Genomic DNA, 24,117 nt, shown 5'->3' with positions numbered 1-24,117 from the left:
TACATGGAACAAAGAGGCAACAAAACCATCATCTGTGCGGTATTTTTTTTGGATATTGTCGAATATTCAAAAAAATCCGTTGCGGGCCAGATTTCCCTGAAAGAACGGTTCAATGCCTTTTTGTCGATTGCGATCCGTGATGTGCCGGTTGCCGACCGCATCATTCTGGATACCGGAGACGGGGCGGCAATCAGCTTTCTGGGAGATATCGAAGATGCCTTGCAGGCAGCGTTGAGTGTGCGCAGCAGCCTGCTGGGCGAGGGGGTGCGCATGGACCAGCCCCTGCTGGTACGGATGGGGATCAATCTCGGCCCGGTGCGACTGGTCAAGGATATCAACGGGCTGCCCAATATCGTCGGAGACGGCATCAATGTGGCGCAGCGCGTGATGGGCTTTGCCGATCCCGGCCAGATTCTGGTTTCGCGCTCGTATTTTGACGCGGTCTCGCGGCTATCGCACGAATACGCCGGCATGTTCCACTACCAGGGCGCGCGCACCGACAAGCATGTGCGCGAGCACGAGGTGTATGCCATCGGTTATCCGGGGGATTTGACCTCGACGCATCGGAGCAGGGTGCTTACGGATGAGGTTGAGCGGACAATGGGGTGGCACCGATTTTTGCTGTCGGCCAAGCGCTACTGGTACGATTTATCCCATCAGGCGGCCAATGCAGAACGGTATGTTGTCTCTCGTTTTGTGGGCGCAACCCGGATGCAGCAGGCTGGATTTGTCGCGGTGATTGGGCTGCTTTTGCTGGGATTGCTGCTGGGGGGCTATCGTCTGTCACAGCGGCAGGATACATCCCGGCAAATCATGGCAGGAGCTCCGTCCCAGGTGGACCGCGGAGTGCCTATACCGGCTTCAGCACCCATTGCGGTGTCGGAGGCATCCAATAAACCGGAGGCGCCAAACAAAAAAGTGGCCAAACCGCCGGAAAAAAAGATTCAGGGCATCAAGCAAAGCGCTCGAACCAGAACGTTGGAGGAAACGACTGGCGGACCGGCCCTGGTGCGGCTTTCCATCCAGCCTTGGGGCGAGGTGTATCTGGATGGAAAAAAACAGGGCGTCAGCCCGCCTTTGCTTGAATTGCAAGTGGTTGCGGGAAAACATTCGGTTGAAATCAAAAACTCGACTTTCCCGGTGTACACGAAGAAGATTCAGGTCAAGGCAGGCGCACAAATAATAATTAGGCACAGTTTTAAATAAACGGCCGCGATAGGAGAGTGGAAGAATGTTACGGTGGATAATGGCGGGCTTGATTCCGCTATTGCTGGCGGGGTGCGGTTCCATCATCGGCACGTGTGATGATGGGCGAGGCGGCATCCGACTGTTCGGAAAGAGCGAGGCTGAATACAAATTGAATCGAGGTCTCAAAGATTATGAAGATGGCAATTACATCAATTCGATGAATGCCCTTCAGGATGTGTTGGAGACCAAGTTGGCCAACAAGGAAGACAAGGTGATCGCTTACAAATATCTGGCGTTCATTCACTGTATTTCCTCGCGCGAGATGCTGTGCAAGGAATATTTCCGCAAGGTGTTGTTGATCGATCCGACCTTTGAGCTTTCCCCGGCAGAAGTCGGACATCCCCTGTGGGGGCCCGCCTTCCGGAGTGTCAAAGGCAGCAAGACGAACAAATAATCAATCTATTCGACGAAAAATGATCAGCCAACTTGGGCGTTATAAGGTAGTCGGAGATCTGGGCCAAGGCGCGATGGGGGTCGTCTATAAGGCGCGCGACCCCCTGATCGACCGCGAAGTGGCCATCAAGACCATCAACTTGAGCCTGGCGATGGATGAGCGGGATGAGTATGAGGCCCGTTTCTATCAGGAAGCCAAGGCGGCTGGACGGCTCAGTCACCCGAATATCGTCACAATCTACGATGTTGGGCGCAGCGAAGATGTGGCCTATATCGCGATGGAGTACCTGCAGGGCCGCGAACTGCGCGATATTCTCAACGAAAACCCGATGTTGCCGGTCAGCGAAGTGATCGATATCGTCACCCAGGTTGCCCGGGGGCTGTCCTATGCGCACGAGCACGGCATCGTGCATCGTGACGTCAAGCCGTCCAACGTGATGGTTCTGCGCGACGGACATGTCAAGATCACCGACTTCGGAATTGCGCGGATGGCGTCGGCGGCGGTGCGGACCCAGACCGGCATGGTGCTGGGTTCCCCCAAGTACATGTCGCCGGAGCAGGTATTGGGCAAGGAAATTGACTCGCGTTCCGATATTTTTTCCCTCGGTGTGATGGCGTACGAGATGCTGACGGGGCGGGTTCCGTTTCTTGGCGAGAACGTCAATGCCATCATGTATCAGACCTTGAATGCCATCCCGGCGCAGCCCAGCAGTTTGAATCCGGCGGTTCCGGAAATGCTGGACTACATTTTGGCCAAGGCGCTGTCCAAGGATCTGGAGGCGCGCTACCAGAATGCACGTGATCTGGCGGACGATCTGAAAGTCTGTCGCGATGGCATGCCGCGCGACGTGTCTTCTGCTCCGAAATTCGGTGTGCCGAGAGCCGGAATACCGGATGCACGGGGTGAAACTGAAGCAAAACCAGTCGCCGTGCTGGGGCTCTCCAGTTCTTTCGACTCCACGGAGGCGACCATGCGCCTGGCCGCGATGACCGCGAGCAAGGAAGAAGTGGAAGAATTATCCAAGACCTTGCGCATTGCGCGCCCTAACATGGCCGAGATCAATCGCGGGGCGCCGAAAAGCACCAGACCGACCGGATATCGTAAGGCTGCGAGTACGAGCGGCGGCTATCTGTTGTTTGCGATCATCCTTACTGTGCTGGTCGGGTTGTTTGCGATCATCTTTTCCTGAAGCTCAATGAATGCCGGTGTAGCCGGGCAGCCGTTCACGATCCTGCCCTCGCGCATACTGACCTGTTTTCTGGTGTTGTCTGCAATCGTATGTCTGTGCGCAATCTGCTGTTTGCCGTGGGCTGCTGGATGGAAAGCGGCGGGCGTAGCCGGGCTGCTTGTTGTGGCCGGATTTAGCTTGATGCGGGATGCCTGGTTGCGCCTGCCCCAATCCTGTGTGGCCTTTGAACTGACCGCGCCGCGCCGTCTGTCGCTGGTGCCGCTTGCGGGCGATCCGGTTGCGGGCGTGATCAGCGACAGTAGTTTCGTCTCGCCTTACCTCACCCTGATCAATATCCGGACTGACACCGGCAGGCGCCGCAGTCTTGTGATCATGCCGGATAGCCTGCAGGCGGAAGACTATCGTCGACTGCGCGTGCGCTTGCGCTGGTCAACTCAAGCCTGACGCTGCGGGGTAAGAATGGTCGGCTCGGCGACGGACAGGGTTTGCGGATAGTCCTTGCTGAAATGCAGGCCGCGGCTTTCATGGCGTGACAGCGCGCTTTGCACGATCAGGTCGGCGGTCAGCACGAGATTGCGCAGTTCCAGCAGATCGGCGGTGACGTGGAAATTGCGGTAATACTCGTTGATTTCCTCGTGCAGGAGTTGAATGCGATGTTGGGCGCGTTGCAGACGTTTGGTCGTGCGCACGATACCGACGTAGTCCCACATGAAGCGGCGCAACTCATCCCAGTTGTGGGAGACGACCACCAGTTCATCCGCGTCGGTCACCCGGCTTTCATCCCAGTCCGGCAGCGCCTCATGTGCGGATTCCGGACGCGCCAGGATGTCGGTGGCGGCCGCATCGGCGAATACCAGACACTCCAGCAGTGAATTGCTGGCAAGACGGTTGGCTCCGTGCAAACCGGTGCAGGCCGTTTCGCCGATCGCATACAGCCGGTCAACATCAGTACGTGCCGCCAGATCAGTGACAACCCCGCCGCAGGTGAAATGCATCGCCGGGACGACCGGGATCGGCTGTCTGGCGATATCGATGCCCAGCGCCAGGCAGCGCGCATGGATGGTCGGGAAATGTTCTTTCAGGAAAGATTCCGGCTGGTGCGAAATGTCCAGAAACACGCAATCCAGACCGCCCTTCTTCATTTCGTAGTCGATGGCGCGCGCGACCACATCGCGCGGTGCCAGTTCGGCGCGTTCATCATGTTGCGGCATGAAACGGGTGCCGTCGGGCAGTTTGAGCAGGCCCCCCTCGCCGCGCACCGCCTCGCTGATCAGGAACGACTTGGCATGCGGGTGGTAAAGACAGGTCGGATGGAATTGCATGAACTCCATGTTGGACACGCGACAACCGGCACGCCAGCCCATGGCGATGCCGTCGCCGGTGGATGTGTCCGGATTGGTCGTATAAAGATAGACCTTGCCGGCGCCGCCGGTCGCCATTACGGTGTTTTGTGCGGCGATGGTGCGCACCCGGTCGTGTTCCTTGTCGAGCACATAGGCGCCGTAGCAGCGCGCTTCGCGCTTGCCCAGCTTGCGTCCGGTGAGCAAATCCACCGCGATGTGCTGTTCGAGTACCGTGATGTTCGGATGCGCCAGCACCTGCTCCCCCAGGGTCTGCTGCACGGCTTTGCCGGTGGCGTCGGCGGCGTGAATGATGCGGCGGCGACTGTGCCCGCCCTCCCGGGTGAGATGGAAGTCGGTGCCGCTCCCTTCGCTGCGGGAAAACGGCACACCCTGTTCGATCAGCCAACTCACGGCGGCCGCACCGCGTTCGACGACAAAGCGCGTGGTTTTCGCATTGCACAGGCCGGCACCTGCCGTGAGCGTGTCGCGGATGTGTTCGTCCAGGCTGTCATCCGGGGTTTGTACGGCCGCAATCCCGCCCTGTGCCCACGCACTCGCACCATCCAGCAGGCCGCGTTTGGTGACGATGGCGACTTGCTGCCGGTCGGCCAGTTTCAGGGCGAGGGTCAGGCCGGCGAGGCCGCTACCGATGATGAGGGTGTCAAATTCCAGCACGATGTGGGGAGGGCGTGAGTCGATGTCGCGACTATAGCAAAACTGGCCGGACAAACGTGGAAATGAACTAATTTTCCAGGCGGCTGTCCATCCGCGCGTTACGGGCAAGGCTGACGATGTGCACCCGTCCGGTTATACTCACGCGCCGCATCTGGCGGCAATCAACGATAAACCGGGAAACGGAATGGGTGACAGGGAAGTCGATCAACAGCTGGTGGAACGCGCGCAACGCGGGGACAAGCACGCGTTCGAGCTATTGGTCGGCAAATATCAGCGCCGTCTCGGGCGGTTGATTTCCCGTTTTGTGCGCAATGCGGCCGAGGCCGAGGATTTGACGCAGGAAGCGTTCATCAAGGCGTACCGGGCGTTGCCGGCATTCCGTGGCGACAGTGCTTTTTACACCTGGCTGTACCGCATCGGCATCAACACGGCCAAGAACCATCTGCTGGCGCAGGGGCGGCGGGCGCCCACCAGCACCCCGTTCGACTCGGAAGAGGCGGAAGATTTCGAGGATGCGAGTTTGCTGCACGAGGTGGCGACTCCTGAAAATGAATTGATGAGCAAACAGGTGGTTGAAGTCGTCAATGCTTCGCTGCAGCAACTGCCGGAAGACTTGCGTACCGCGCTGACGCTGCGCGAGATCGAGGGTTTGAGTTATGAAGAGATCGCGTCGGTGATGAATTGTCCGATCGGCACGGTCAGGTCGCGCATCTTTCGGGCGCGGGAAGTGGTCGCCACGAATCTGCGGCCATTGTTGGGAACCAGTGAAAACAACAGGTGGTAAAGATGAAACAGGAAATATCGGCGTTGATGGATGGCGAACTGTTCGAGGACGAGGCAGAGGCCCTGCTGGACAAACTCAAACGGAAACCGGACGTTGACCGGGACTGGATGACCTATCACCTGATCGGCGATGTCCTGCGCCAGCCGGAATGTATTCATTGCGGTTTTACCGCGTCCTTCCATCAACGACTGCAAGCCGAACCCACCGTTCTGGCGCCGCACCGCCAAACTTCTCAACGCATCAGGCATTACGCCATGTCGGCGGCAGCCTCGGTCATGGCGCTGGCCCTGGTGGCATGGTTGTCCATGCAGGTCGGTACCGAACCCGTGGTGCAGACGGCAAACGTGCAACCGCCGAACCCGATTCGTCCGGCGGCCTATCAGGTTGACGATTATCTGATGGCACATCAGGAATTCTCGCCCAGCGCGGATGTGCAGGGCGCAGCGACCTATATCCACACCGTGGCGGAAAAAGAGTGAAGCGCGTGAGGTTGCACGTCATCCTGCCCGGCATGCTGTGGTTGCTGGGCGCGGCTTCTGCCGCGGCCGATCCGCTGCAGGATGATGCGGGATGGTTGCGCACCATGGCGTTCGCCGCGCATCAGACCAATTACAGCGGCGTGTTTGTCTATCAGGCCGGCGGCCGGGTGGAGATGTCGCGCATCACCCATCTGGTGGACGCGCAGGGGGAACATGAACGATTGCAGGGGATGGAAGGTTCTCGGCGCGAGATCATCCGCCACAATGACCAGGTCTGGATGTATCTCGGGGACAAGAAAGTCAGGTTCGGCAAGCGTCATGCCCGGCGCGCGTTTCCGGCGCTGTTGCCCGAGCAGATTCTGACGCTGAAAGAAAATTATGTCGTCACCCAGGAAGAAGAGGATCGGGTGGCGGATTACCACGCGCACACGATACGCCTGCAACCCAAGGACACTTTGCGCTACGCGCGCAAGATGTGGGCGCACAGCGAATCCGGCCTGTTGCTCAAAGCGGTGGTGCTGGACGAGCACGACCGGGTGATCGAGCAATACGCTTTCTCGCAATTGCAGATCGGCGGCAACATCGACCGCAAGTGGATTCCGGCGAGCGAAAGCGATACCCGGGAAATCGCGGCGAGGGAACACCTTTCGCCGCTGCCGGAGGCGGGCATCGAAAGCGTGTCGAGTGGATGGCAAGTCGATGGCGTGCCGCCCGGATTCAAAAAAATAATCGAAATGCGCCGCATTCTGGCGCAACGCGAATCCCCGGTGGTGCAAATCGTGTATTCGGACGGACTGGCCGCGCTGTCGATCTTCATCGAGCGGGCTGCCGAAGCGGATCATCCGCACCTCGGCCTTTCCAGCCAGGGCGCGGTCCACGTTTATCGCAAGTTGAGCGACGGCAATTTCATCACGGTTGTCGGCGAATTGCCGCCGCGCGCCGTGCTGCAGGTTGGCGAGTCGGTACGCTATGCGGGAGAGCCTCATGAATGAGATGCGCGCCATCGTCGTTTCCCTGCGCGGCGACCAGGCCGAGATTGCGCCGGTCGGCAATTTCGGGTGTAGTCATTGCAACAGCGGCAACGGATGCGGCAGCGGCAAGCTGGCGCAGATGTTTTGCAGCAACAAGCCGCGCAAATTCAGCGCGCGGAATTTAGCGCAGGCGCATATCGGCGACGAAGTGAATGTCGTGCTGCCCGCAGGCTTGCTGCTGCGGAGTTCGCTGCTGATGTACATCCTGCCGCTGGCGCTGCTGCTGGGTGGCGCGCTGCTGGGCGCGGCGATGGCGGACACCCATGCCGCACGTGACGGCTATGCCTTGGCGGGCGCGCTGGCCGGATTGTTGGCGGGATTTGCCGCCGGCCGTGCCATCGCGGCCGGGGCAAGGCAGCAGGCGGTCGTGCAGTCCGTGGTCGTAGGCAAAGCGGTTATTTGAGAGCTCATCGGGAGGTTTTTCATGTTCAAACGGTATTTGCTGTTCTTTGCGGGTTTTCTGTTTGCAGCTTCGGTCTGGTCGGCAGAACTGCCGGATTTCACCACCTTGGTGGAAAAGCAGGGTGCGGCCGTGGTGAATGTCAGTACCACGCAAACCATCGAAGCGCCGCAGGGTTTGCAGGGGTTTCCCAATTTGCCGGAGAACGATCCGTTCTACGAATTCTTCCGCCGTTTCGCCCCGAAAGTCCCGCAGCAGCGTGAATCCAGGTCCTTGGGCTCGGGCTTCATCATCAGCGCCGATGGCTATGTCCTCACCAATGCGCATGTGGTCGATCGGGCCGACAAGATCACCGTGCGCCTGACCGACAAGCGCGAATTCAAGGCGACCGTGGTCGGCGTCGACAAGCGCACCGACGTGGCGTTGCTGAAAATCGAGGCGAACGGATTGCCGCAAGTGGTGCTGGGCAAACCGGATCAGCTCAAGGTGGGCGAATGGGTGCTGGCGATCGGCTCGCCGTTCGGCTTCGACAGCAGTGTCACGGCAGGGATTGTCAGCGCCAAGGGGCGCTCCCTGCCGCAGGAAAATTTTGTGCCGTTCATCCAGACCGACGTGGCGATCAATCCGGGCAACTCCGGCGGCCCTCTGTTCAATCTGAAAGGCGAAGTGGTCGGCATCAACTCGCAAATCTACAGCCGTTCCGGCGGTTACATGGGCTTGTCGTTCGCCATTCCGATCGATGTCGCGATGGAAGTCGTATCCCAGTTGCGCACCACCGGAAAGGTCACGCGCGGCCGCATCGGTGTCAGCATTCAGGAGATGACGCGCGAACTGGCGGATTCCTTCGGTCTGGCCAAGGCAGAAGGCGCCCTGATCTCCGGGGTGGAGCGGGGCGGGCCGGCGGACAAGGCGGGGGTGCGCGCCAGCGACGTGATCCTCAAGTTCGACGGCAAGGCGATTGCCAGTTCTTCCGATCTGCCGCGCATCGTGGCGGCGACCAAGCCCGGCAGCGAAGTCGGGGTGTTGCTGTGGCGCAAAGGAAGCACCCTGAAAGTCACGCTCGTCGTGGGCGAGATACAGGATGCCGCAGGCAAGCGGATCGCCGACAATGGGGATGACGATGCCCAGTCGCAGAGCATCAGCCGCCTCGGCCTGAGGGTGGCCGAACTGAATGCCGAGCAGAAGGCCGAGCTGGAAGTGGCGGGCGGTTTGCTGGTGCTGGATGCCAAGGGCGCGGCGGCGAAAGTCGATCTGCAGCGGGGCGATGTCATCCTGGCAATCGGCAACATCGAAATCACCAGTGTCAAACAGTTCAATGAAATCCTGAAACAGGTTCCGCCGGGCCGCAACATCGCCTTGCTGGTGCGGCGCAACGACGGGACGGCCTATGTCCCGATCCGCATCGACGACAAATAACCCGGGCCATCTGCGTTCGGCGATGCGCGGCAAAATCGGCTAGAATGCGCGCCTTGCGCAACTGGCCGATTTTGGCGTTTTCTCCCTATCTTCATGCAATATATCCGCAATTTTTCCATCATCGCCCATATCGATCACGGCAAATCCACGCTGGCCGACCGCATCATTCATCTTTGCGGCGGACTGTCCGACCGCGAGATGGAGGCGCAGGTGCTGGATTCGATGGACATCGAGCGCGAGCGCGGCATCACCATCAAGGCACAGACTGCCGCGCTGAACTACAAGGCGCGCGATGGCCGGATCTACAACCTCAACCTGATCGATACGCCGGGGCACGTGGACTTCTCCTACGAGGTGTCGCGCTCGCTGTCCGCCTGCGAGGGTGCGCTGCTGGTGGTGGATGCTTCGCAAGGCGTCGAAGCGCAAACCGTGGCCAACTGCTACACCGCACTCGACCTCGGCGTGGAAGTGGTGCCGGTGCTGAACAAGATCGATCTGCCGTCGGCCGATCCGGCAAATGCCATCGCCGAGATCGAGGATGTGATCGGCATCGACGCCCACGATGCGGTGCACTGCTCGGCCAAGACCGGACTGGGCGTGCAGGATGTGCTGGAATCCCTGATCGTCAAGGTGCCGCCGCCCAAGGGCGATCCCGCCGCACCGCTGCAGGCGCTGATCATCGATTCCTGGTTCGACAACTACGTCGGCGTGGTGATGCTGGTGCGCATCGTCAACGGCACGCTCAAGCCGAAAGACAAAATCCTGCTGATGGCGACCGGCGCGCAGCACCTGACCGAGCATGTCGGTGTGTTCACCCCCAGGTCGCAGGATCGTGCCGCCTTGTCCGCCGGACAGGTGGGTTTTGTGATTGCCGGCATCAAGGAGTTGAAGGATGCCAAGGTGGGCGACACCGTTACCCTGGTGTCCAGGCCGGCAGCAGCCGCCTTGCCGGGCTTCAAGGAAATCCAGCCGCAGGTATTCGCCGGACTGTTTCCGGTGGAATCCAACCAGTACGAGGCGCTGCGCGACTCGCTGGAGAAGCTCAAGCTGAACGATGCGGCGCTGCAATACGAACCCGAAGTGTCGCAAGCACTTGGCTTCGGTTTTCGCTGCGGCTTCCTCGGCCTGTTGCACATGGAGATCGTGCAGGAAAGGCTGGAGCGCGAGTTCGACATGGACCTGATCACCACCGCGCCCACGGTGATCTACGAGGTGGTGCTGCGCGATGGTTCGGTAATCATGGTGGACAACCCGTCCAAGCTGCCCGACCTGTCCAAGGTCGAGGAAATCCGCGAACCCATCGTCAACGTTAACCTGTATATGCCGCAGGAGTATGTGGGTGCGGTCATTACCTTGTGCACCCAGAAGCGCGGGGTGCAGGTGGACATGGCTTACCACGGCAAGCAGGTGCTGCTGAAGTATGAGATGCCGATGGGCGAGATCGTGCTGGATTTTTTCGACAAACTGAAATCAGTATCGCGCGGCTATGCTTCGATGGATTACGAATTCAAGGAATACCGCGCTGCGGATGTGGTGAAGGTGGACATGCTCATCAACGGCGACAAAGTGGATGCGCTGTCCATCATCGTGCACCGCTCCAACAGCCAGTACCGCGGGCGTGAAGTGGCTGCCAAGATGCGCGAACTGATCCCGCGCCAGATGTACGATGTGGCGATCCAGGCCGCCATCGGCGCCAACATCATTTCGCGCGAAAACGTGAAGGCTTTGCGCAAGAATGTGCTGGCCAAATGCTACGGCGGTGACATCACGCGCAAGAAGAAACTGCTGGAAAAGCAGAAGGCCGGGAAGAAGCGCATGAAACAGGTGGGCAGTGTGGAAATTCCGCAGGAAGCCTTCCTTGCCATCCTGCGCGTTGACGATAAATAACCACGGAAATCCAGATGACTTTTGCCCTGATCCTGTTCGTCCTGCTCGTGCTCACCGGCGCGATCTGGCTGTTGGATAAATTCATGTTGCGCCAACGGCGTGCGCCCGCGGACAAGCAACCGTGGTGGGTGGAATATTCCATCAGTTTCTTTCCGGTGATTCTCGCCGTATTCGTGTTGCGCTCGTTCGTGGTTGAACCGTTCAAGATTCCGTCCGGCTCGATGATCCCGACCTTGCACGTGGGCGACTTCATCCTGGTCAATCGCTACACCTATGGATTGCGCCTGCCCATCGTCAACCGGAAGATCGTGGAGATCAACCAGCCGCAGCGCGGCGATGTGATGGTGTTCCACTATCCGAACGATCCCTCGGTGGACTACATCAAGCGCGTGATCGGATTGCCGGGAGACGAGATCATCTACCGCGACAAGCAACTGTGGCTGAACGGCAAACTGCAAGCCGCTGCCCGCGACGGGGATTACAATTATGTCGAAAGCGGTCTCAATTTCGTGCATACCGAACGCTACCGTGAGAATCTCGACGGGCGCGAGCACCCCATCCTGATCAATCCGGAGCGGGCGCAGATCCACCTGAACGGGGTCGAACGCTTTCCGCAATTCGAGCAATGCCGTTATAGTGAGCGCGAGATGCGTTGCACCGTGCCGGCCGGACAGTATTTCATGATGGGCGACAACCGCGACAACAGCCGCGACAGCCGCTACTGGGGATTCGTTCCGGACGAGCTGATCGTGGGCAAGGCGTTTCTCATCTGGATGAATTTCGACGAGCTGAAGCGCGTGGGCTTGTCGGTCGAGTGAGCGTGTTTTTTGGGAAAGGAGTCGTCATGCATGGAATGAAAAATCGACAATGCGGCGTGGGCTTGACTAATTTAATCATGGGCGCATTCGCGCTCATTATCATCGCGTTGCTTGCCCTGAAAATCGTACCAAGCTACCTGCACAGCATGCAGATAAGCCATATTTTCAACGAAATCGTGGCGGATCCGGCCATGCAAGATGCGCCGATCAGCGCGGTGGAGATGTCCTACCGCAAACGCGCCAGCATCAACTATATCGAAGACCTCAAGGTCGAGGATATCGAGATCGTGCGCGAGGGCGGCGCGCTCAGTTTGAGCGCCAGCTACGAAGTGCGGATTCCGCTGATGGGCAACGTCAGCCTGGTCTTGGCGTTCAATCCCTCCAGTTCCTGATGCGCCGATGAAGCATGCCGCACTCTGTCAGCGGATCGGTTACCGCTTTGTCCAGCCGCAGCTCTTGCAACGCGCACTGACCCATCGCAGCTACAGCGCTGAACACAACGAGCGTCTGGAATTCCTCGGCGACAGCCTGCTCAACTGCACGGTCGCCAAATATCTTTATGACCGCTATCCCGACATCGCCGAAGGCGAGTTGTCGCGGCTGCGCTCGAATCTTGTCAACCAGCAGACGCTGGCCCAACTGGCGCAGCAACTGGAACTGGGCAAGGAATTGCGGATGGGGGAGGGTGAAGTAAAGAGCGGCGGCAACCGGCGTCCGTCCATCCTCGCCGATGCGCTCGAAGCCCTGTTCGGCGCGGTCTGGCTGGATGCGGACTTCGCCGTCGCGCAGCAGGTCGTGCTCGGCCTGTATGTGCCTTATCTCGGCGGCCTCGACTTGCGCAGCCTGGGCAAGGATCCGAAGACCCTGCTGCAGGAACATCTGCAGGGCCACAAGCTGCCGTTGCCAAAATACGAGGTGGTCGCGATCCGGGGCGAGGCGCACGCGCAGACCTTCGTGGTGGCCTGCAACCTGCCAAAATTGAACATCGTCACCCAGGGCGAGGGCGCGAGCCGCCGTCTGGCCGAACAAATCGCTGCCGCTGCGGCTTATCAGCAAATTACCCCATGACCGAAAATACTGCACGCACCGGATTTATCGCCATTGTCGGCCGCCCCAACGTGGGCAAATCGACCCTGCTCAATCATCTCATCGGACAGAAGGTCAGCATTACCTCGCGCAAGGCGCAGACCACGCGCCACCGCATCCACGGCATCCTGACCGAGGGCGCGGAACAGTTTGTGTTTGTCGATACGCCCGGGTTCCAGACCCGCCACACCAACGCGCTGAACCGCAGCATGAACCGCGTGGTGACCGGCAGCCTGCGCGATGTGCATGCGGTGCTGTTCGTCATCGAGGCGCGCCACTTCGACGAGCGCGACCAGCAGGTGCTGGAACTGTTGCCGCAGGACAGGCCGATCATCCTGGTGATCAACAAGGCCGACCTGATGAAGGACAAGGCCGAGTTGCTGCCTTTCATCGAACAGGTATCCGCGCTGCGCCCGTTCGCCGCCATCGTTCCGGTCAGCGCGCGCCAGGACAAACAGCTCGACACCCTCCTCGACGCGGTCCGGCCTTATCTCGCGGCAGGTGAACATCTGTACGCGGAAGATGACATCACCGACCGCAACGAGCGTTTCCTCGCGGCCGAACTGTTGCGCGAAAAAGTATTCCGGTTCACCGGCGAAGAATTGCCCTACTCGGTCAGCGTGGTGATCGAGCAGTTCCAGCAAGAGGGCAAGTTGCGCCGCATCCATGCCGCCATTCTGGTGGACAAGGAAGCGCACAAGATCATGCTGATCGGCCACAAGGGCGAGAAACTGAAAGAGATCGCCACCCAGGCGCGGCTCGACATGGAGAAACTGTTCGACGGCAAAGTGTTTCTCGAAGTGTTCGTCAAGGTGCGCAGCGGCTGGGCCGACAGCGCGCACATGCTCAAGACACTGGGGTATGAGTAACGCGCCTGCCGGACTGCGCTTCCAGGACGAACCCGCGTTCGTGCTGCACAGCTACCCCTTCCGCGAGACCAGTCTGATCCTCGAAGTATTCAGCCGGGCGCACGGGCGGGTGCCGCTGGTGGCGCGCGGCGCCCGGCGCCCACGATCCGCGCTGCGCGGGCTGCTGATGAACTTCCAGCCGCTGGCCTTGAGCTGGTTCGGCAAGCACGAGTTGCGCACCCTGCACCGTGCGGAATGGCAGGGTGGGCAACCGCAGTTGCGGGGCACGGCATTGCTGTGCGGTTTTTACCTGAACGAACTGCTGCTCAACCTGATGGCGCGCGACGACCCGCACCAGCGGCTGTTCGATTATTACCAGCAGACCCTGCAGCGTCTGGCGCAGGAAGACGATCAAGCATTCACCCTGCGCTGCTTCGAAAAGCACATGCTGCAGGAACTCGGTTACGCGCTGACGCTGGACAAGGAGGCGGACAGCGGCAAGCCGGTCGTACCGGAGCGGACGTACCGCTATATACTTGAACGCGGCGCGATTGTGGAGACACCGGACTCGGTACAAGGCATGCCAGTGCTCGGCAAGACCCTGCTCGACATGGCGGCGGACGATTACCGCGACGCCGACAGCGCGCGCCAGAGCAAGCAATTGATGCGCATGCTGCTGGACCATCATCTGGCCGGGAAAACCTTGCATACACGCGAATTGATGAGGGATTTACAGAAGCTATGAAACTTGGACTGAATATCGACCATATCGCCACCCTGCGCCAGGCGCGCGGCGCGCGTTATCCCAATCTGGTGCGTGCCGCGCTGATCTGCGAGGATGCCGGTGCGGATGCCATCACCCTCCATCTGCGGGAAGACCGGCGCCACATTCAGGATGCCGACGTTGACCTGTTGCGCGGCATGTTGCAGACGCGGATGAATCTCGAATGCGCAGTCACCGGGGAGATGATAGACAACGCCCTGCGCGTCAAGCCGCACGACATCTGCCTGGTACCCGAGCGGCGCGCGGAACTGACCACCGAAGGCGGGCTGGACGTGGTGAAGTATTTCGAGCCGGTAAAAAGCGCGACGCAGCGTTGCCTTGATGCGGGCATTCGCGTTTCGCTGTTCATTGATCCCGACGAGAGGCAGATCGACGCGGCGCAGCAGAGCGGCGCGCCGGTGATCGAACTACACACCGGCCGCTATGCCGACGCCGACAATTTGCCGGCGCGCGCAGCGGAATTGGCGCGCCTGCACCGTGCTGCCCTGCACGCGCACGCGCTCGGACTGCAGGTCAACGCCGGACACGGTTTGCATTACCACAACGTGCAGCCCATCGTTGCCCTGCCGCATATCGCCGAGCTCAACATCGGCCATGCGATCATCAGCGAGGCGGTGTTCATCGGGCTGGAGCAGGCAGTGAAGAACATGAAGGCTTTGCTCGCCGCATGATCTTCGGCATCGGCACCGACATCGTCAGCGTCGCGCGCATCGAAGCAGCGGTGCAGCAACATGGTGCCGCCTTCGCGCAAAAGATTCTGACGCCCTCCGAGCTGGCCGACTATGCGTTGGCGCCGCATCCCGCACGTTTCCTGGCCAAGCGCTTCGCCGCCAAGGAAGCGTTTGCCAAAGCGACCGGGCAGGGGTTGCGTCATCCCATCACCCTGCACAACCTCACGGTCAACCACGATGCAATGGGCAAGCCGCAATTCTGCTTTGCAGCTGAATTATCCGTTCAATTGCAACAGCTCGGTATCCGGCATCATCACTTGAGCATCAGCGATGAAAAAGACCATGCGATTGCCTTCGTGATTTTAGAGGTGGCCTCGTAATTTCGGACAGTCCTATAAGTTCCAATACAGCGAGCTGAACGTTGCTTACGCCTTGCCCGCCAGTTCCTTCAGCACAAACGGCAGGATGCCGCCGTTGTTGTAGTAATCCACCTCGATCGGCGTGTCGATGCGCAGCAGCAGGGCAACAGTCTGCCTGCTGCCGTCGCGGCGGGTGATGGCAAGCTGAACGTCTTGTTGCGGCTTCAGCTTGTCGTTGATGCCGAGCAGGTCGAAGGTCTCGTCGCCCGTCAGATTCAAACTCGCCACGCTATCGCTGCCCTTGAATTGCAGCGGCAACACGCCCATGCCCACCAGGTTGCTGCGGTGGATGCGCTCGTAGCTCCGGGCGATGACCGCCTTCACGCCGAGCAGTTGCGTGCCTTTCGCCGCCCAGTCGCGCGACGAACCGGTACCGTATTCCTCGCCGGCGAAGATCACGGTCGGCGTGCCGTCGGCGATGTATTTCATCGCGGCGTCGTAGATGGCCATCTGTTCGCCCTTGTACAGGGTGTAGCCGCCTTCGATGCGGCTGCCGTCGGCCCCAGGCGGCAGCATCAGGTTTTTCACGCGCACGTTGGCGAAGGTGCCGCGCATCATCACCTCGTGGTTGCCGCGGCGCGAACCGTAGCTGTTGAAGTCCTTCACGGCCACCTTGTGCGCTTGCAGATACTGGCCTGCCGGCGTGGTGGGCTTGAAGCTGCCGGCCGGGCTGATGTGGTCGGTCGTAACGGAATCGCCAAACAGCGCGAGCGCCTTCGCGCCCTTGATGTCGCCGATCCTGGGAGCATCTCCGTCGAAGAACGGCGGTCGCGCGATGTAGGTGGAATCATCCCACTGGTACAGGTTGCCGGTGGGGGCCTGGATGGCGTTCCACAGCGGCAGGTCGCGGGTCAGATCGGAATACAGCTTCTGATACACGGCGGGATCGGCCGCGTACTTCATCACGGTCGCCACCTCGTGGCTGTTCGGCCAGATATCCTTGAGATACACCGGCTGGCCATCGCGGCCGCTGCCCAGCGGCTCGCTGGTGAGGTCGATGTTGGCGCGGCCGGCGATGGCGAACGCCACCACCAGCGGCGGTGAGGCAAGGAAGTTGGCCTTGATGTTCGGGTGGATGCGCGCCTCGAAATTGCGGTTGCCGGAGAGCACGGCGGCGCACACCAGACCGTTATTGGTGATGGTCTGGTCGATGTCTTCGCGCAGCGGTCCGGCGTTGCCGATGCAGGTGGTGCAGCCGTAGGCGGCAAGACCGAAACCCAGTTGCGTCAGCGGTTCCAGCAGACCGGCATTCTGCAGGTACTCGGTCACCACGCGCGAACCGGGAGCGAGGGTGGTCTTGATGTGCGGCGCAACCTTCAAGCCCTTGGCGACCGCCTTCTTCGCCAGCAGTCCGGCGGCCAGCAACACGCCGGGGTTGGAGGTGTTGGTGCAGGAAGTGATCGCCGCAATCAGCACGTCGCCGTTGCCGATTTCCAGCCCATCCCTGCCGGTGGGGTAACGCTTGGAGAGGTTCGCGGCAGGTTGGTTGAAGCCGTTCTCGGCGACGGGCTTGCTGAACAGGGTGTCGAACGTGTCCTGCATGGCGGGCAACGCGATGCGGTCTTGCGGGCGCTTGGGGCCGGCCAGCGACGGCACGATGCTGGACAGGTCCAGTTCCACCACGCTGCTGTAGTCGATGCTGCCTGCCTTGGGAATCCCGAACAGACCCTGCGCCTTGAAGTAGGACTCGAAGGCATCCACTTCTTCCGCCGTGCGGCCGGTGTTCTTCATGAACTGCACGGTTACGTCGTCCACCGGGAAGAAACCCATGGTGGCACCGTATTCCGGCGCCATGTTGGCCAGCGTGGCGCGGTCGGGGACGGACAGCGCCGCCGTGCCTTCGCCGAAGTATTCGACGAACTTGCCCACCACCTTGTGTTTGCGCAACAGTTCGGTCACGGTCAGCACCAGGTCGGTGGCTGTCACCCCCTCGTTCAACTTGCCTGTCAGGTGCACGCCGACCACATCCGGCGTCAGGAAATATACCGGCTGGCCGAGCATGCCGGCCTCAGCCTCGATGCCGCCCACGCCCCAGCCAACTACGCCGATGCCGTTGATCATGGTGGTGTGCGAATCGGTGCCGACCAGGGTATCCGGGTAATACACGCCGTCCTTGTGCTGCACGCCGCGCGCCAGATATTCCAGGTTCACCTGGTGCACGATGCCGATGCCGGGCGGCACCACCTTGAAGGTGTCGAAGGCCTGCATGCCCCACTTCATGAAGCGGTAGCGCTCGCTGTTGCGCTCGAACTCCAGCCCCATGTTGATCTTCAGTGCATCCGGGTTGTTGTAGCTGTCGATCTGCACCGAGTGGTCCACCACCAGGTTCACCGGTACCAGCGGCTCGATCACCTTGGGGTCTTTGCCCGCCTTCGCGGCGGCATCACGCATCGCGGCGAGGTCGGCCAGCAGCGGCACGCCGGTGAAATCCTGCAACACGATGCGCGCCACCACGAACGGAATCTCTGCGCTGCGCGCGGCGTTCGGCTGCCAGTTCGCCAGTTCGCGCACATGCTGCTCGGTCACCTTCTTGCCGTCCACGTTGCGCAAGACGGATTCCAGCACGATGCGGAGGGAGACCGGCAGGCGCGAGAGCTTGCCGATGCCGGCCTTCTCCAGTGCGGGCAATGAATACAGCGTGCCCTTTTTGCCGGAAGCGAGCGTGAGGGTCTGGCGGACGTGGAAGGGATCGTGGGGCATGGATGCGTCTCCATAAAAGGTAACGGGAAAGGTGCGTGATTATAGTCGTTCGGTCTGTCCAGTTGGCGCTCCATGACGTTTCTGCTAAAGATTTTCAAAATCCAGCCGATAGGGTTCGAGACGGGCAGCAGGCGGATCAGGTTCTGTTTCCAGGGGTTATTGCAACGATTGCGCGGGGGCGTAGCTTGTTAAGATGGGCGTCCGAATCTTCAAATAAGGAATGGTTTTGCTGATTTCCTGGAATATTCCGCTGGTGCTGCTGTCGGTGTTGCTGGCCATGGTCGGCGCTTACACCGCGCTGATCCATGCCCGGCGCATGCGGATCAGCACCGGCCATACCGCCAACATGTGGATGCTGACGGGGGCGGCGACGCTGGGCGTGGCGGTCTGGGCTATGCACTTCGTCGGCATGCTGGCATTCCATTTGCCCATTCCGCTGGGTTACGACCTCGAACTGACCTTGCTGTCGCTGCTGCCCGCCATCCTCGCCGCCCTGGTCGGGTTCCGCATCCTGCGCCAACCGGAGGTCAGCGCCGGACGCCTGCTGTTCAGTGCCGTCCTGATGGGGATCGGCATCAGCGGCATGCACTACCTCGGCATGGCCGCGCTGAAGATGATGCCGGCGATCCGCTACGAACCGCTCGTCTTGGTCGCGTCCGTGCTGGTCGCCATCACCGCATCCTGGATGGCGCTGTATTTCATGTACCGTGCCGCATGGCTGAAGCTGCACGGCACGCCGCGCAATGTGCTCGGCGGAATCCTGCTGGGGCTGGGCATCTCTGCCATGCACTATGTCGCCATGGTCGGCGTGCAGATTCCGCAGAACGCGATCTGCCAGGTTGATGCCCTGCGCATTGAACCCGGCGTGCTGGCGATCCTGGTGGCCTTGACCTCGATGTTCTGGTTCGGCGGCGGCCTGCTGGCCAGCCTGTTCGACCAGCGCATGGCGCGTGCGAACGCCAACGAGCTGGAAAATCTGCAGCAGCAGCACGAGCAGTTGCTGCGCCAATCGGAAGCGGTATCGTCCGCCATGATCGCCGCCCTGCGCGAGAGCGAAGACCAACTGCGCCTGACCCTGCAGAGTGCGCCGGATGCCGTGTTCATCACCGAGAAGGACGGGCACATCGTCTATGTCAACGACAACGTGGTGAACCTGCTGGGCTATGAACGCGCCGAGCTGTATGCGATGAGCGTGTTCGATCTGGTGCCGGAAGACTGGCGCGCAACGTACCACGAAACAGGCGCGCAGATCATTTCGGTTTCCGGGCGTCATGTGTTCGAGATCCGCCTGCTGACGCGCGACGGCGAGAAGATCCCGTTCGAGTTGAACGCGGTGCTGTTGCCGAATGGCCGGGTCTATGGTTCCTGCCGCGACATCCGCGAGCGCAGGGCGGCACAAAAAGCCCTGAAAGAGTCGCAGGAGAGCCTGCAACGCCTGCTCGATTCGATGGCGGAAGGCATGTATGGCGTGGACAACCGGGGGCGGTGCACCTTCGTCAACCGGGCGTTCCTGCGCATCCTGGGGTTTGCCAGTGCCCGGGAGGTGCTGGGCCGGCACATCCACACGCTCATCCACCATTCCCATGCCGATGGCACGCCCTATCCGGCAACCGAATGCCTCATGTACCAGGCCTTCCAACTGAACCAGTCCGCGCATTGCGACGATGAAGTGTTCTGGCGCAAGGACGGCGTGGCGCTGCCGGTGGAATACTGGTCGCATGCCATCGTCGCCGACGGCAAGGTCGTCGGTGCGGTGGCGACCTTTCTCGATATCTCGGAGCGCAGGGAAAAAGAGCAGCACATCCATCAGCTGGCGTTCTACGACGCCCTGACCAACCTGCCGAACCGGCGTCTGTTGCTGGAGCGTTTGCAGCAGTCGATGGCGGTCAGCGCGCGCAACGGACGGCATGCGGCGCTGATGCTGCTCGATCTGGACAATTTCAAGAAACTCAACGATTCCAAAGGGCATGCCGCCGGCGACGAGCTCCTGCGCGAAGTGGCCAGGCGCTTGCAGAACGCCATGCGCGAGGGCGACACCGTGGCGCGCCTGGGCGGCGACGAATTCGTGCTGGTGCTCGACAACCTGAGTATTGCGCCGCAGGAGGCGGCGGAGCAGGCGGAAATCGTGGCGGAAAAGATCCGCGCCGCCCTCAACCAGCCCTATCAGTTGGGCGAGTATGCGCACCACATCTCGCCCAGTATCGGGGTGGTGATGCTGCGCGGCCATCGGGAGACTCTCGACGCGCTGTTGAAACACGCCGACATCGCCATGTATCAGGCCAAGCAGGCGGGGCGCAACACCATCCGTTTCTACGATCCGCAGATGCAGGCCATCATCGATGCCCGGCTGGAACTGGAATCCGAACTGGAGCAGGCGCTGGCGGGCGACCAGTTGCTGCTCTACTACCAGATTCAGGTAGATGCGCAGCACCGTCCGCTCGGTGCCGAAGTCCTGATGCGCTGGCAACACCCGCAGCGCGGCATGGTGTCGCCTGCCGCTTTCATCCCGCTGGCGGAAGAAACCGGGCAGATCGTGGCGATGGGTACCTGGGCCTTGCGCACGGCCTGCCTGCAACTCAAAACCTGGCAGCAGGATGCGCAGACCTCCGAGCTGACCCTGGCCGTCAACGTCAGCGCGCGCCAGTTCCGCGATGCCGAATTCGTGCCGCAAGTGCAGCGTATCCTGGTCGAAACCGGTGCCAAGCCGTCCCGCCTCAAGCTCGAACTGACCGAAAGCACGGTGCTGGAGAACGTCGAGGACACGATCGAGAAGATGCGCGAACTGAAGCTGCTCGGTATCAGTTTTTCCATGGACGACTTCGGCACCGGCTATTCCTCGCTGCAATACCTGAAGCGCCTGCCGCTGGACCAGATCAAGATCGACCAGAGCTTCGTGCGCGACATCGCCACCGACCCCAACGACGCCGCCATCGTGCAGACCATCATCGCCATGACCGAGGCGCTTGGCCTGAACGTGATCGCCGAAGGCGTGGAAACGGAAGAACAGGAACAATTCCTCAACCTGCGCGGTTGCCATGCCTTCCAGGGTTATCTGTTCGGCAAGCCGGTGCCACTGGTGCAATTCGAACAATTACAGCGGGAGGGCCTGTCAAATGCTCGCACGCTTCAATCCTAAAAGCAGCCTGCGCGCGGAGATTGGTCTGGCCAGCGGCGGCATCGTCATGCTGCTTTCTGCCGCCTTGAGTTTTTATGCGGCGGATACCAGCAAGCGCCAGATCGAGCAGAACGAGGGCGAGGCTTTTGTGCGCCGCGCCCAGACCGCGCTGGACGTGCTGGACCGCGGCATGTTCGAACGGGTCCGCGAGATCCGCAATGCGGCGAATCTGGATGAGATGCGCGACCCCAAAGTGGGCGTGGATCGCAAACGCGAACTGATGGAACGTTTGCAGAAAAACTTCGATGCTTATGCGTGGATCGGCTTTTGCGACACCCAGGGCATTGGCCTGGTGGGTACCGGAAAATACCTCGAAGGCAAGAATCTGTCGAAACGGCCCTGGTGCACCGAGGGGCGCAAGGGAGACTATATCGGCGATGTGCACGATGCCCTGCTGCTGGCCAAGCTGCTGCCCAACCCCAGCGGCGAGACGTTCTACCTGGTGGATGTTGCGTCCCCCGTGTTCGATCACCGGAACAATCTGCTCGGCGTACTGTGCGGCCACATCTACTGGAGCTGGGCATCCGAAGCGCTGGACAGCAAGCGCACGCCGGGGCGGGAAATCTTTTTATTGAGCGACGACGGCAAGGTGCTGTCGGGCACCGAGAATGCCTGGGGGGACTTCGCCGCAATGGCGCCGCTGACCGCACAGGACATCAAGGCGCACGCGGGCAAAGGGTATCGGATCGAGCCGTTCAGGGATGACAAGACCTATCTGGTGGGCTACGCGCGCTCGGCAGGCTATCGCGACTATCCCGGTCTGGGCTGGTCGGCGGTGGTGCGTGAAGAGGTGACGACCGCGTTCGCGCCGGCGCGCGATTTGCAACGGCACATTTTGTTCGCGGGCGTTCTGCTGGGTTTGTTTTTTACCTGGCTTTCCTGGTTGATGTCGGGGCGTATCTCCGATCCGATCCGTCGCATCAGTGCGGCAGCAGACAAGGTGGCGGCGGGCGATCTGGACACCGCCATACCGACGGTGAACCGGGAAGACGAAGTGGCGCATTTGGGCCGCGCCATCCATGACATGGTCGATAGCCTGACCGGGGAAATCAGGCAGCGCCGAGTGGCTGAAGCAGGACTGCGTCTGTCCGCCAAGGTGTTCGAGCAGAACAGCGAGGCAATCATGGTCACGGATCGCGACAACCGCATCGTTATGGTCAATCGTGCCTTCAGCCTGATCACGGGCTACGCTGAGGCAGAGGTGATTGGGATAAATCCGCGGCTGCTGTCTTCCGGTCGCCAACCGATGCAGTTCTACCGCGAGCTGTGGCAGAAATTGAATGAAGAGGATATGTGGCGCGGAGAGATCTGGAACAAACGCAAGAACGGGGATGTGTTTCCGGAATGGCTGACCATCAGCAACGTGCGGGATGACGCGGGCGAGCTCACGCATCACATCGCCGTCTTCATCGATATCACCGAGCGCAAAAAAGAAGAAGAGCGCATCCGCCAGTTGGCGAATTACGACAGCCTCACCCGTTTGCCCAACCGCAACCTGCTGCAAGACCGCATCGAGCAGGGCATCGCGCAGGCGCTGCGCCATAGGACCAAGCTGGCCACGCTATTCATCGACCTGGATCACTTCAAGAACATCAACGATTCGCTGGGGCACGATGTGGGCGACGCGCTGTTGCGGCAGGTTGCGTTGCGTTTGCAAACCTGCATCAGGCGAACGGATACCCTGGCGCGCTTCGGTGGGGATGAGTTCATCGCTTTGCTGACCGATCTGGACAGCGAGGCGGAAGCCTCCTTCGTGGCGGAAAAAATGATCGCGGTGCTGGGCGAGCCGTTCGACATCGGCAAGCACGCCTTGCACGTTACGCCCAGCATCGGGATCAGCCTCTGCCCCGACGACGGCGACACGGCGATGCAGTTGATGCGCAACGCCGATCTGGCGATGTACCGCGCCAAGGACGGGGGGCGAAACCGGCTTGCCTTCTACGAGGAGCAGATGAACCGCAAGGCGGTGGAACGGCTGCGTCTGGAGAACGACCTGCGCGCTGCCATCGACCAGCAGCAGCTCATGCTGTATTACCAACCCAAAGTGGCGTGCGCGGACAATCGGGTCGTGGGCATGGAAGCGCTGCTGCGCTGGGAGCATCCCGAGTTTGGTTTCATCTCGCCCGCCGTTTTCATTCCGGTGGCCGAGCAGAGCGGATTGATCGCCGAGATCGGCGACTGGGTTTTGCGCCAGACCGTCTTGCAGTTGCGCATCTGGCAATCGCAGGGCTATTGCATCGTCCCGGTCGCGGTGAATCTGTCGGCGGTTCAATTCAGGCAGTCCGACCTGGTCGAGCGCATCCAGAAAATCGTGCATGACGGCGGTATTGACAATCGCTACCTCGAACTCGAATTGACCGAGAGCGTGCTGATGGAGAGCGGCAACAACAGCGAGACGACGGTTCACCGCTTGAGTGCGGCGGGATTCAGCCTGGCGCTGGACGATTTTGGTACCGGCTATTCCTCTTTGAGCCGGTTGAAACTGTTGCCGATGAACGCGCTGAAGATTGACCAGTCCTTTGTGCGCGACATCGCCACCGACGAGAACGACGAAAGCATCGTCAGTGCGACCGCCGTGCTCGCGCATGCGATGGAGATGACGGTGATTGCGGAAGGCGTGGAGACCCCGCAGCAACTCGCCTTCATCCGCGATCTGAATTGCGAGCAATACCAGGGCTATCTGTTCAGCAAGCCGGTGCCTGCCGGGGAAGTGGTGCGCTTTTTGGCCACGGAAGCGAGGACGGGGTCATGAGATGTGCTCTTGCAGTTC

General features: G+C 60.6%; 21 protein-coding genes. 19 read left to right on the top strand and 2 right to left on the bottom strand.

Features of this window, described 5'->3' with window-relative positions; all coding sequences use genetic code 11:
* Positions 1-3: 3 nt before the first annotated feature.
* The 4 genes from ACKTSJ_RS01915 to ACKTSJ_RS01900 are packed head-to-tail and all read left to right on the top strand — an operon-like array spanning position 4 to position 3,275.
* Entirely contained in the window at positions 4-1,206 is a 1,203-nt protein-coding gene (locus ACKTSJ_RS01915) for an adenylate/guanylate cyclase domain-containing protein (RefSeq protein WP_407896842.1), read from the top strand.
* 25 nt (positions 1,207-1,231) lie between these two features.
* Entirely contained in the window at positions 1,232-1,642 is a 411-nt protein-coding gene (locus ACKTSJ_RS01910; RefSeq protein WP_407896840.1) for a TssQ family T6SS-associated lipoprotein, read from the top strand.
* 19 nt (positions 1,643-1,661) lie between these two features.
* Positions 1,662-2,831: a serine/threonine-protein kinase gene (locus ACKTSJ_RS01905; RefSeq protein WP_407896838.1), complete on the top strand. Its 1,170-nt coding sequence runs from the start codon at positions 1,662-1,664 to the stop codon at positions 2,829-2,831.
* Between the two features lie 6 nt (positions 2,832-2,837).
* On the top strand, positions 2,838-3,275 hold the full coding sequence (locus ACKTSJ_RS01900) for a protein YgfX (RefSeq protein WP_407896836.1): 438 nt from the start codon (positions 2,838-2,840) through the stop codon (positions 3,273-3,275).
* Here the strand turns inward: ACKTSJ_RS01900 and nadB are convergent.
* Entirely contained in the window at positions 3,266-4,849 is a 1,584-nt protein-coding gene (nadB, locus tag ACKTSJ_RS01895; protein ID WP_407896834.1) for an L-aspartate oxidase, read from the bottom strand. The genes ACKTSJ_RS01900 and nadB overlap by 10 nt on opposite strands.
* A gap of 184 nt (positions 4,850-5,033) precedes the next feature.
* On the opposite strand from nadB, the gene rpoE reads away from it, so the two are divergent.
* From rpoE to acpS, 13 genes are all read left to right on the top strand, one after another.
* On the top strand, positions 5,034-5,633 hold the full coding sequence (gene rpoE, locus ACKTSJ_RS01890) for an RNA polymerase sigma factor RpoE (protein WP_407896832.1): 600 nt from the start codon (positions 5,034-5,036) through the stop codon (positions 5,631-5,633).
* Positions 5,634-5,635: 2 nt separating this feature from the next.
* Positions 5,636-6,112 carry a sigma-E factor negative regulatory protein gene (locus tag ACKTSJ_RS01885; RefSeq protein ID WP_407896830.1) on the top strand — a complete coding sequence of 159 codons (477 nt, stop codon included), beginning with the start codon at positions 5,636-5,638 and terminating at the stop codon, positions 6,110-6,112.
* Positions 6,113-6,117: 5 nt separating this feature from the next.
* On the top strand, positions 6,118-7,104 hold the full coding sequence (locus ACKTSJ_RS01880; protein ID WP_407896828.1) for a MucB/RseB C-terminal domain-containing protein: 987 nt from the start codon (positions 6,118-6,120) through the stop codon (positions 7,102-7,104).
* On the top strand, positions 7,097-7,546 hold the full coding sequence (locus ACKTSJ_RS01875) for a SoxR reducing system RseC family protein (protein WP_407896826.1): 450 nt from the start codon (positions 7,097-7,099) through the stop codon (positions 7,544-7,546). The genes ACKTSJ_RS01880 and ACKTSJ_RS01875 overlap by 8 nt, the downstream gene beginning before the upstream one ends.
* Before the next feature lie 21 nt (positions 7,547-7,567).
* The gene (locus tag ACKTSJ_RS01870; protein WP_407896824.1) at positions 7,568-8,959 is read left to right on the top strand and encodes a DegQ family serine endoprotease; all 1,392 of its coding nucleotides are present in this window, start codon (positions 7,568-7,570) and stop codon (positions 8,957-8,959) included.
* A gap of 93 nt (positions 8,960-9,052) precedes the next feature.
* Positions 9,053-10,846, top strand: coding sequence for a translation elongation factor 4 (gene lepA, locus ACKTSJ_RS01865; RefSeq protein ID WP_407896822.1), 1,794 nt, complete (start codon positions 9,053-9,055; stop codon positions 10,844-10,846).
* Positions 10,847-10,860: 14 nt separating this feature from the next.
* Positions 10,861-11,664 (top strand): signal peptidase I, encoded by an 804-nt coding sequence (lepB, locus tag ACKTSJ_RS01860; protein WP_407896820.1) that lies wholly within the window; start codon positions 10,861-10,863, stop codon positions 11,662-11,664.
* Between the two features lie 56 nt (positions 11,665-11,720).
* Positions 11,721-12,056, top strand: a complete 336-nt coding sequence (locus tag ACKTSJ_RS01855; protein WP_407896868.1) for a DUF4845 domain-containing protein — start codon at positions 11,721-11,723, stop codon at positions 12,054-12,056.
* Between the two features lie 7 nt (positions 12,057-12,063).
* Positions 12,064-12,732, top strand: a complete 669-nt coding sequence (rnc, locus tag ACKTSJ_RS01850; protein WP_407896818.1) for a ribonuclease III — start codon at positions 12,064-12,066, stop codon at positions 12,730-12,732.
* The gene (gene era, locus ACKTSJ_RS01845) at positions 12,729-13,619 is read left to right on the top strand and encodes a GTPase Era (protein ID WP_407896816.1); all 891 of its coding nucleotides are present in this window, start codon (positions 12,729-12,731) and stop codon (positions 13,617-13,619) included. Before rnc ends, era begins: the two co-directional genes overlap by 4 nt.
* On the top strand, positions 13,612-14,343 hold the full coding sequence (recO, locus tag ACKTSJ_RS01840; protein WP_407896814.1) for a DNA repair protein RecO: 732 nt from the start codon (positions 13,612-13,614) through the stop codon (positions 14,341-14,343). The genes era and recO overlap by 8 nt, the downstream gene beginning before the upstream one ends.
* Positions 14,340-15,053, top strand: coding sequence for a pyridoxine 5'-phosphate synthase (gene pdxJ / locus ACKTSJ_RS01835; RefSeq protein ID WP_407896812.1), 714 nt, complete (start codon positions 14,340-14,342; stop codon positions 15,051-15,053). The genes recO and pdxJ overlap by 4 nt, the downstream gene beginning before the upstream one ends.
* Positions 15,050-15,433 (top strand): holo-ACP synthase, encoded by a 384-nt coding sequence (gene acpS, locus ACKTSJ_RS01830; RefSeq protein WP_407896810.1) that lies wholly within the window; start codon positions 15,050-15,052, stop codon positions 15,431-15,433. The genes pdxJ and acpS overlap by 4 nt, the downstream gene beginning before the upstream one ends.
* A 45-nt stretch (positions 15,434-15,478) precedes the next feature.
* On the opposite strand, the gene acnA is transcribed toward acpS, so the two are convergent.
* On the bottom strand, positions 15,479-18,172 hold the full coding sequence (gene acnA, locus ACKTSJ_RS01825) for an aconitate hydratase AcnA (RefSeq protein WP_407896808.1): 2,694 nt from the start codon (positions 18,170-18,172) through the stop codon (positions 15,479-15,481).
* A gap of 226 nt (positions 18,173-18,398) precedes the next feature.
* Between acnA and ACKTSJ_RS01820 the strand changes: the two genes are divergently transcribed.
* The gene (locus ACKTSJ_RS01820; protein ID WP_407896806.1) at positions 18,399-21,308 is read left to right on the top strand and encodes an EAL domain-containing protein; all 2,910 of its coding nucleotides are present in this window, start codon (positions 18,399-18,401) and stop codon (positions 21,306-21,308) included.
* Entirely contained in the window at positions 21,286-24,099 is a 2,814-nt protein-coding gene (locus tag ACKTSJ_RS01815) for an EAL domain-containing protein (protein WP_407896804.1), read from the top strand. Before ACKTSJ_RS01820 ends, ACKTSJ_RS01815 begins: the two co-directional genes overlap by 23 nt.
* Positions 24,100-24,117: the final 18 nt, after the last annotated feature.

It is taken from the genome of Ferrigenium sp. UT5 (genome assembly GCF_045866295.1).
Taxonomy (GTDB): Bacteria; Pseudomonadota; Gammaproteobacteria; order Burkholderiales; family Gallionellaceae; genus Sideroxyarcus.
Note: the sequence above shows the minus strand (reverse complement) of the source record. Positions and strands in the feature narration are given on the sequence as shown.

What these genes read in the sequence shown, in the direction of transcription:
- ACKTSJ_RS01905 (WP_407896838.1), top strand. Translation starts at nt 1,662, where the DNA reads ATGATCAGCCAACTTGGGCGTTATAAGGTAGTCGGAGATCTGGGCCAA.
- ACKTSJ_RS01910 (WP_407896840.1), top strand. Translation starts at nt 1,232, where the DNA reads ATGTTACGGTGGATAATGGCGGGCTTGATTCCGCTATTGCTGGCGGGG.
- lepA (WP_407896822.1), top strand. Translation starts at nt 9,053, where the DNA reads ATGCAATATATCCGCAATTTTTCCATCATCGCCCATATCGATCACGGC.
- ACKTSJ_RS01875 (WP_407896826.1), top strand. Translation starts at nt 7,097, where the DNA reads ATGAATGAGATGCGCGCCATCGTCGTTTCCCTGCGCGGCGACCAGGCC.
- lepB (WP_407896820.1), top strand. Translation starts at nt 10,861, where the DNA reads ATGACTTTTGCCCTGATCCTGTTCGTCCTGCTCGTGCTCACCGGCGCG.
- rnc (WP_407896818.1), top strand. Translation starts at nt 12,064, where the DNA reads ATGAAGCATGCCGCACTCTGTCAGCGGATCGGTTACCGCTTTGTCCAG.
- recO (WP_407896814.1), top strand. Translation starts at nt 13,612, where the DNA reads ATGAGTAACGCGCCTGCCGGACTGCGCTTCCAGGACGAACCCGCGTTC.
- ACKTSJ_RS01885 (WP_407896830.1), top strand. Translation starts at nt 5,636, where the DNA reads ATGAAACAGGAAATATCGGCGTTGATGGATGGCGAACTGTTCGAGGAC.
- ACKTSJ_RS01900 (WP_407896836.1), top strand. Translation starts at nt 2,838, where the DNA reads ATGAATGCCGGTGTAGCCGGGCAGCCGTTCACGATCCTGCCCTCGCGC.
- rpoE (WP_407896832.1), top strand. Translation starts at nt 5,034, where the DNA reads ATGGGTGACAGGGAAGTCGATCAACAGCTGGTGGAACGCGCGCAACGC.
- ACKTSJ_RS01815 (WP_407896804.1), top strand. Translation starts at nt 21,286, where the DNA reads ATGCTCGCACGCTTCAATCCTAAAAGCAGCCTGCGCGCGGAGATTGGT.
- acpS (WP_407896810.1), top strand. Translation starts at nt 15,050, where the DNA reads ATGATCTTCGGCATCGGCACCGACATCGTCAGCGTCGCGCGCATCGAA.
- pdxJ (WP_407896812.1), top strand. Translation starts at nt 14,340, where the DNA reads ATGAAACTTGGACTGAATATCGACCATATCGCCACCCTGCGCCAGGCG.
- ACKTSJ_RS01915 (WP_407896842.1), top strand. Translation starts at nt 4, where the DNA reads ATGGAACAAAGAGGCAACAAAACCATCATCTGTGCGGTATTTTTTTTG.
- era (WP_407896816.1), top strand. Translation starts at nt 12,729, where the DNA reads ATGACCGAAAATACTGCACGCACCGGATTTATCGCCATTGTCGGCCGC.
- ACKTSJ_RS01870 (WP_407896824.1), top strand. Translation starts at nt 7,568, where the DNA reads ATGTTCAAACGGTATTTGCTGTTCTTTGCGGGTTTTCTGTTTGCAGCT.
- acnA (WP_407896808.1), bottom strand. Translation starts at nt 18,172, where the DNA reads ATGCCCCACGATCCCTTCCACGTCCGCCAGACCCTCACGCTCGCTTCC.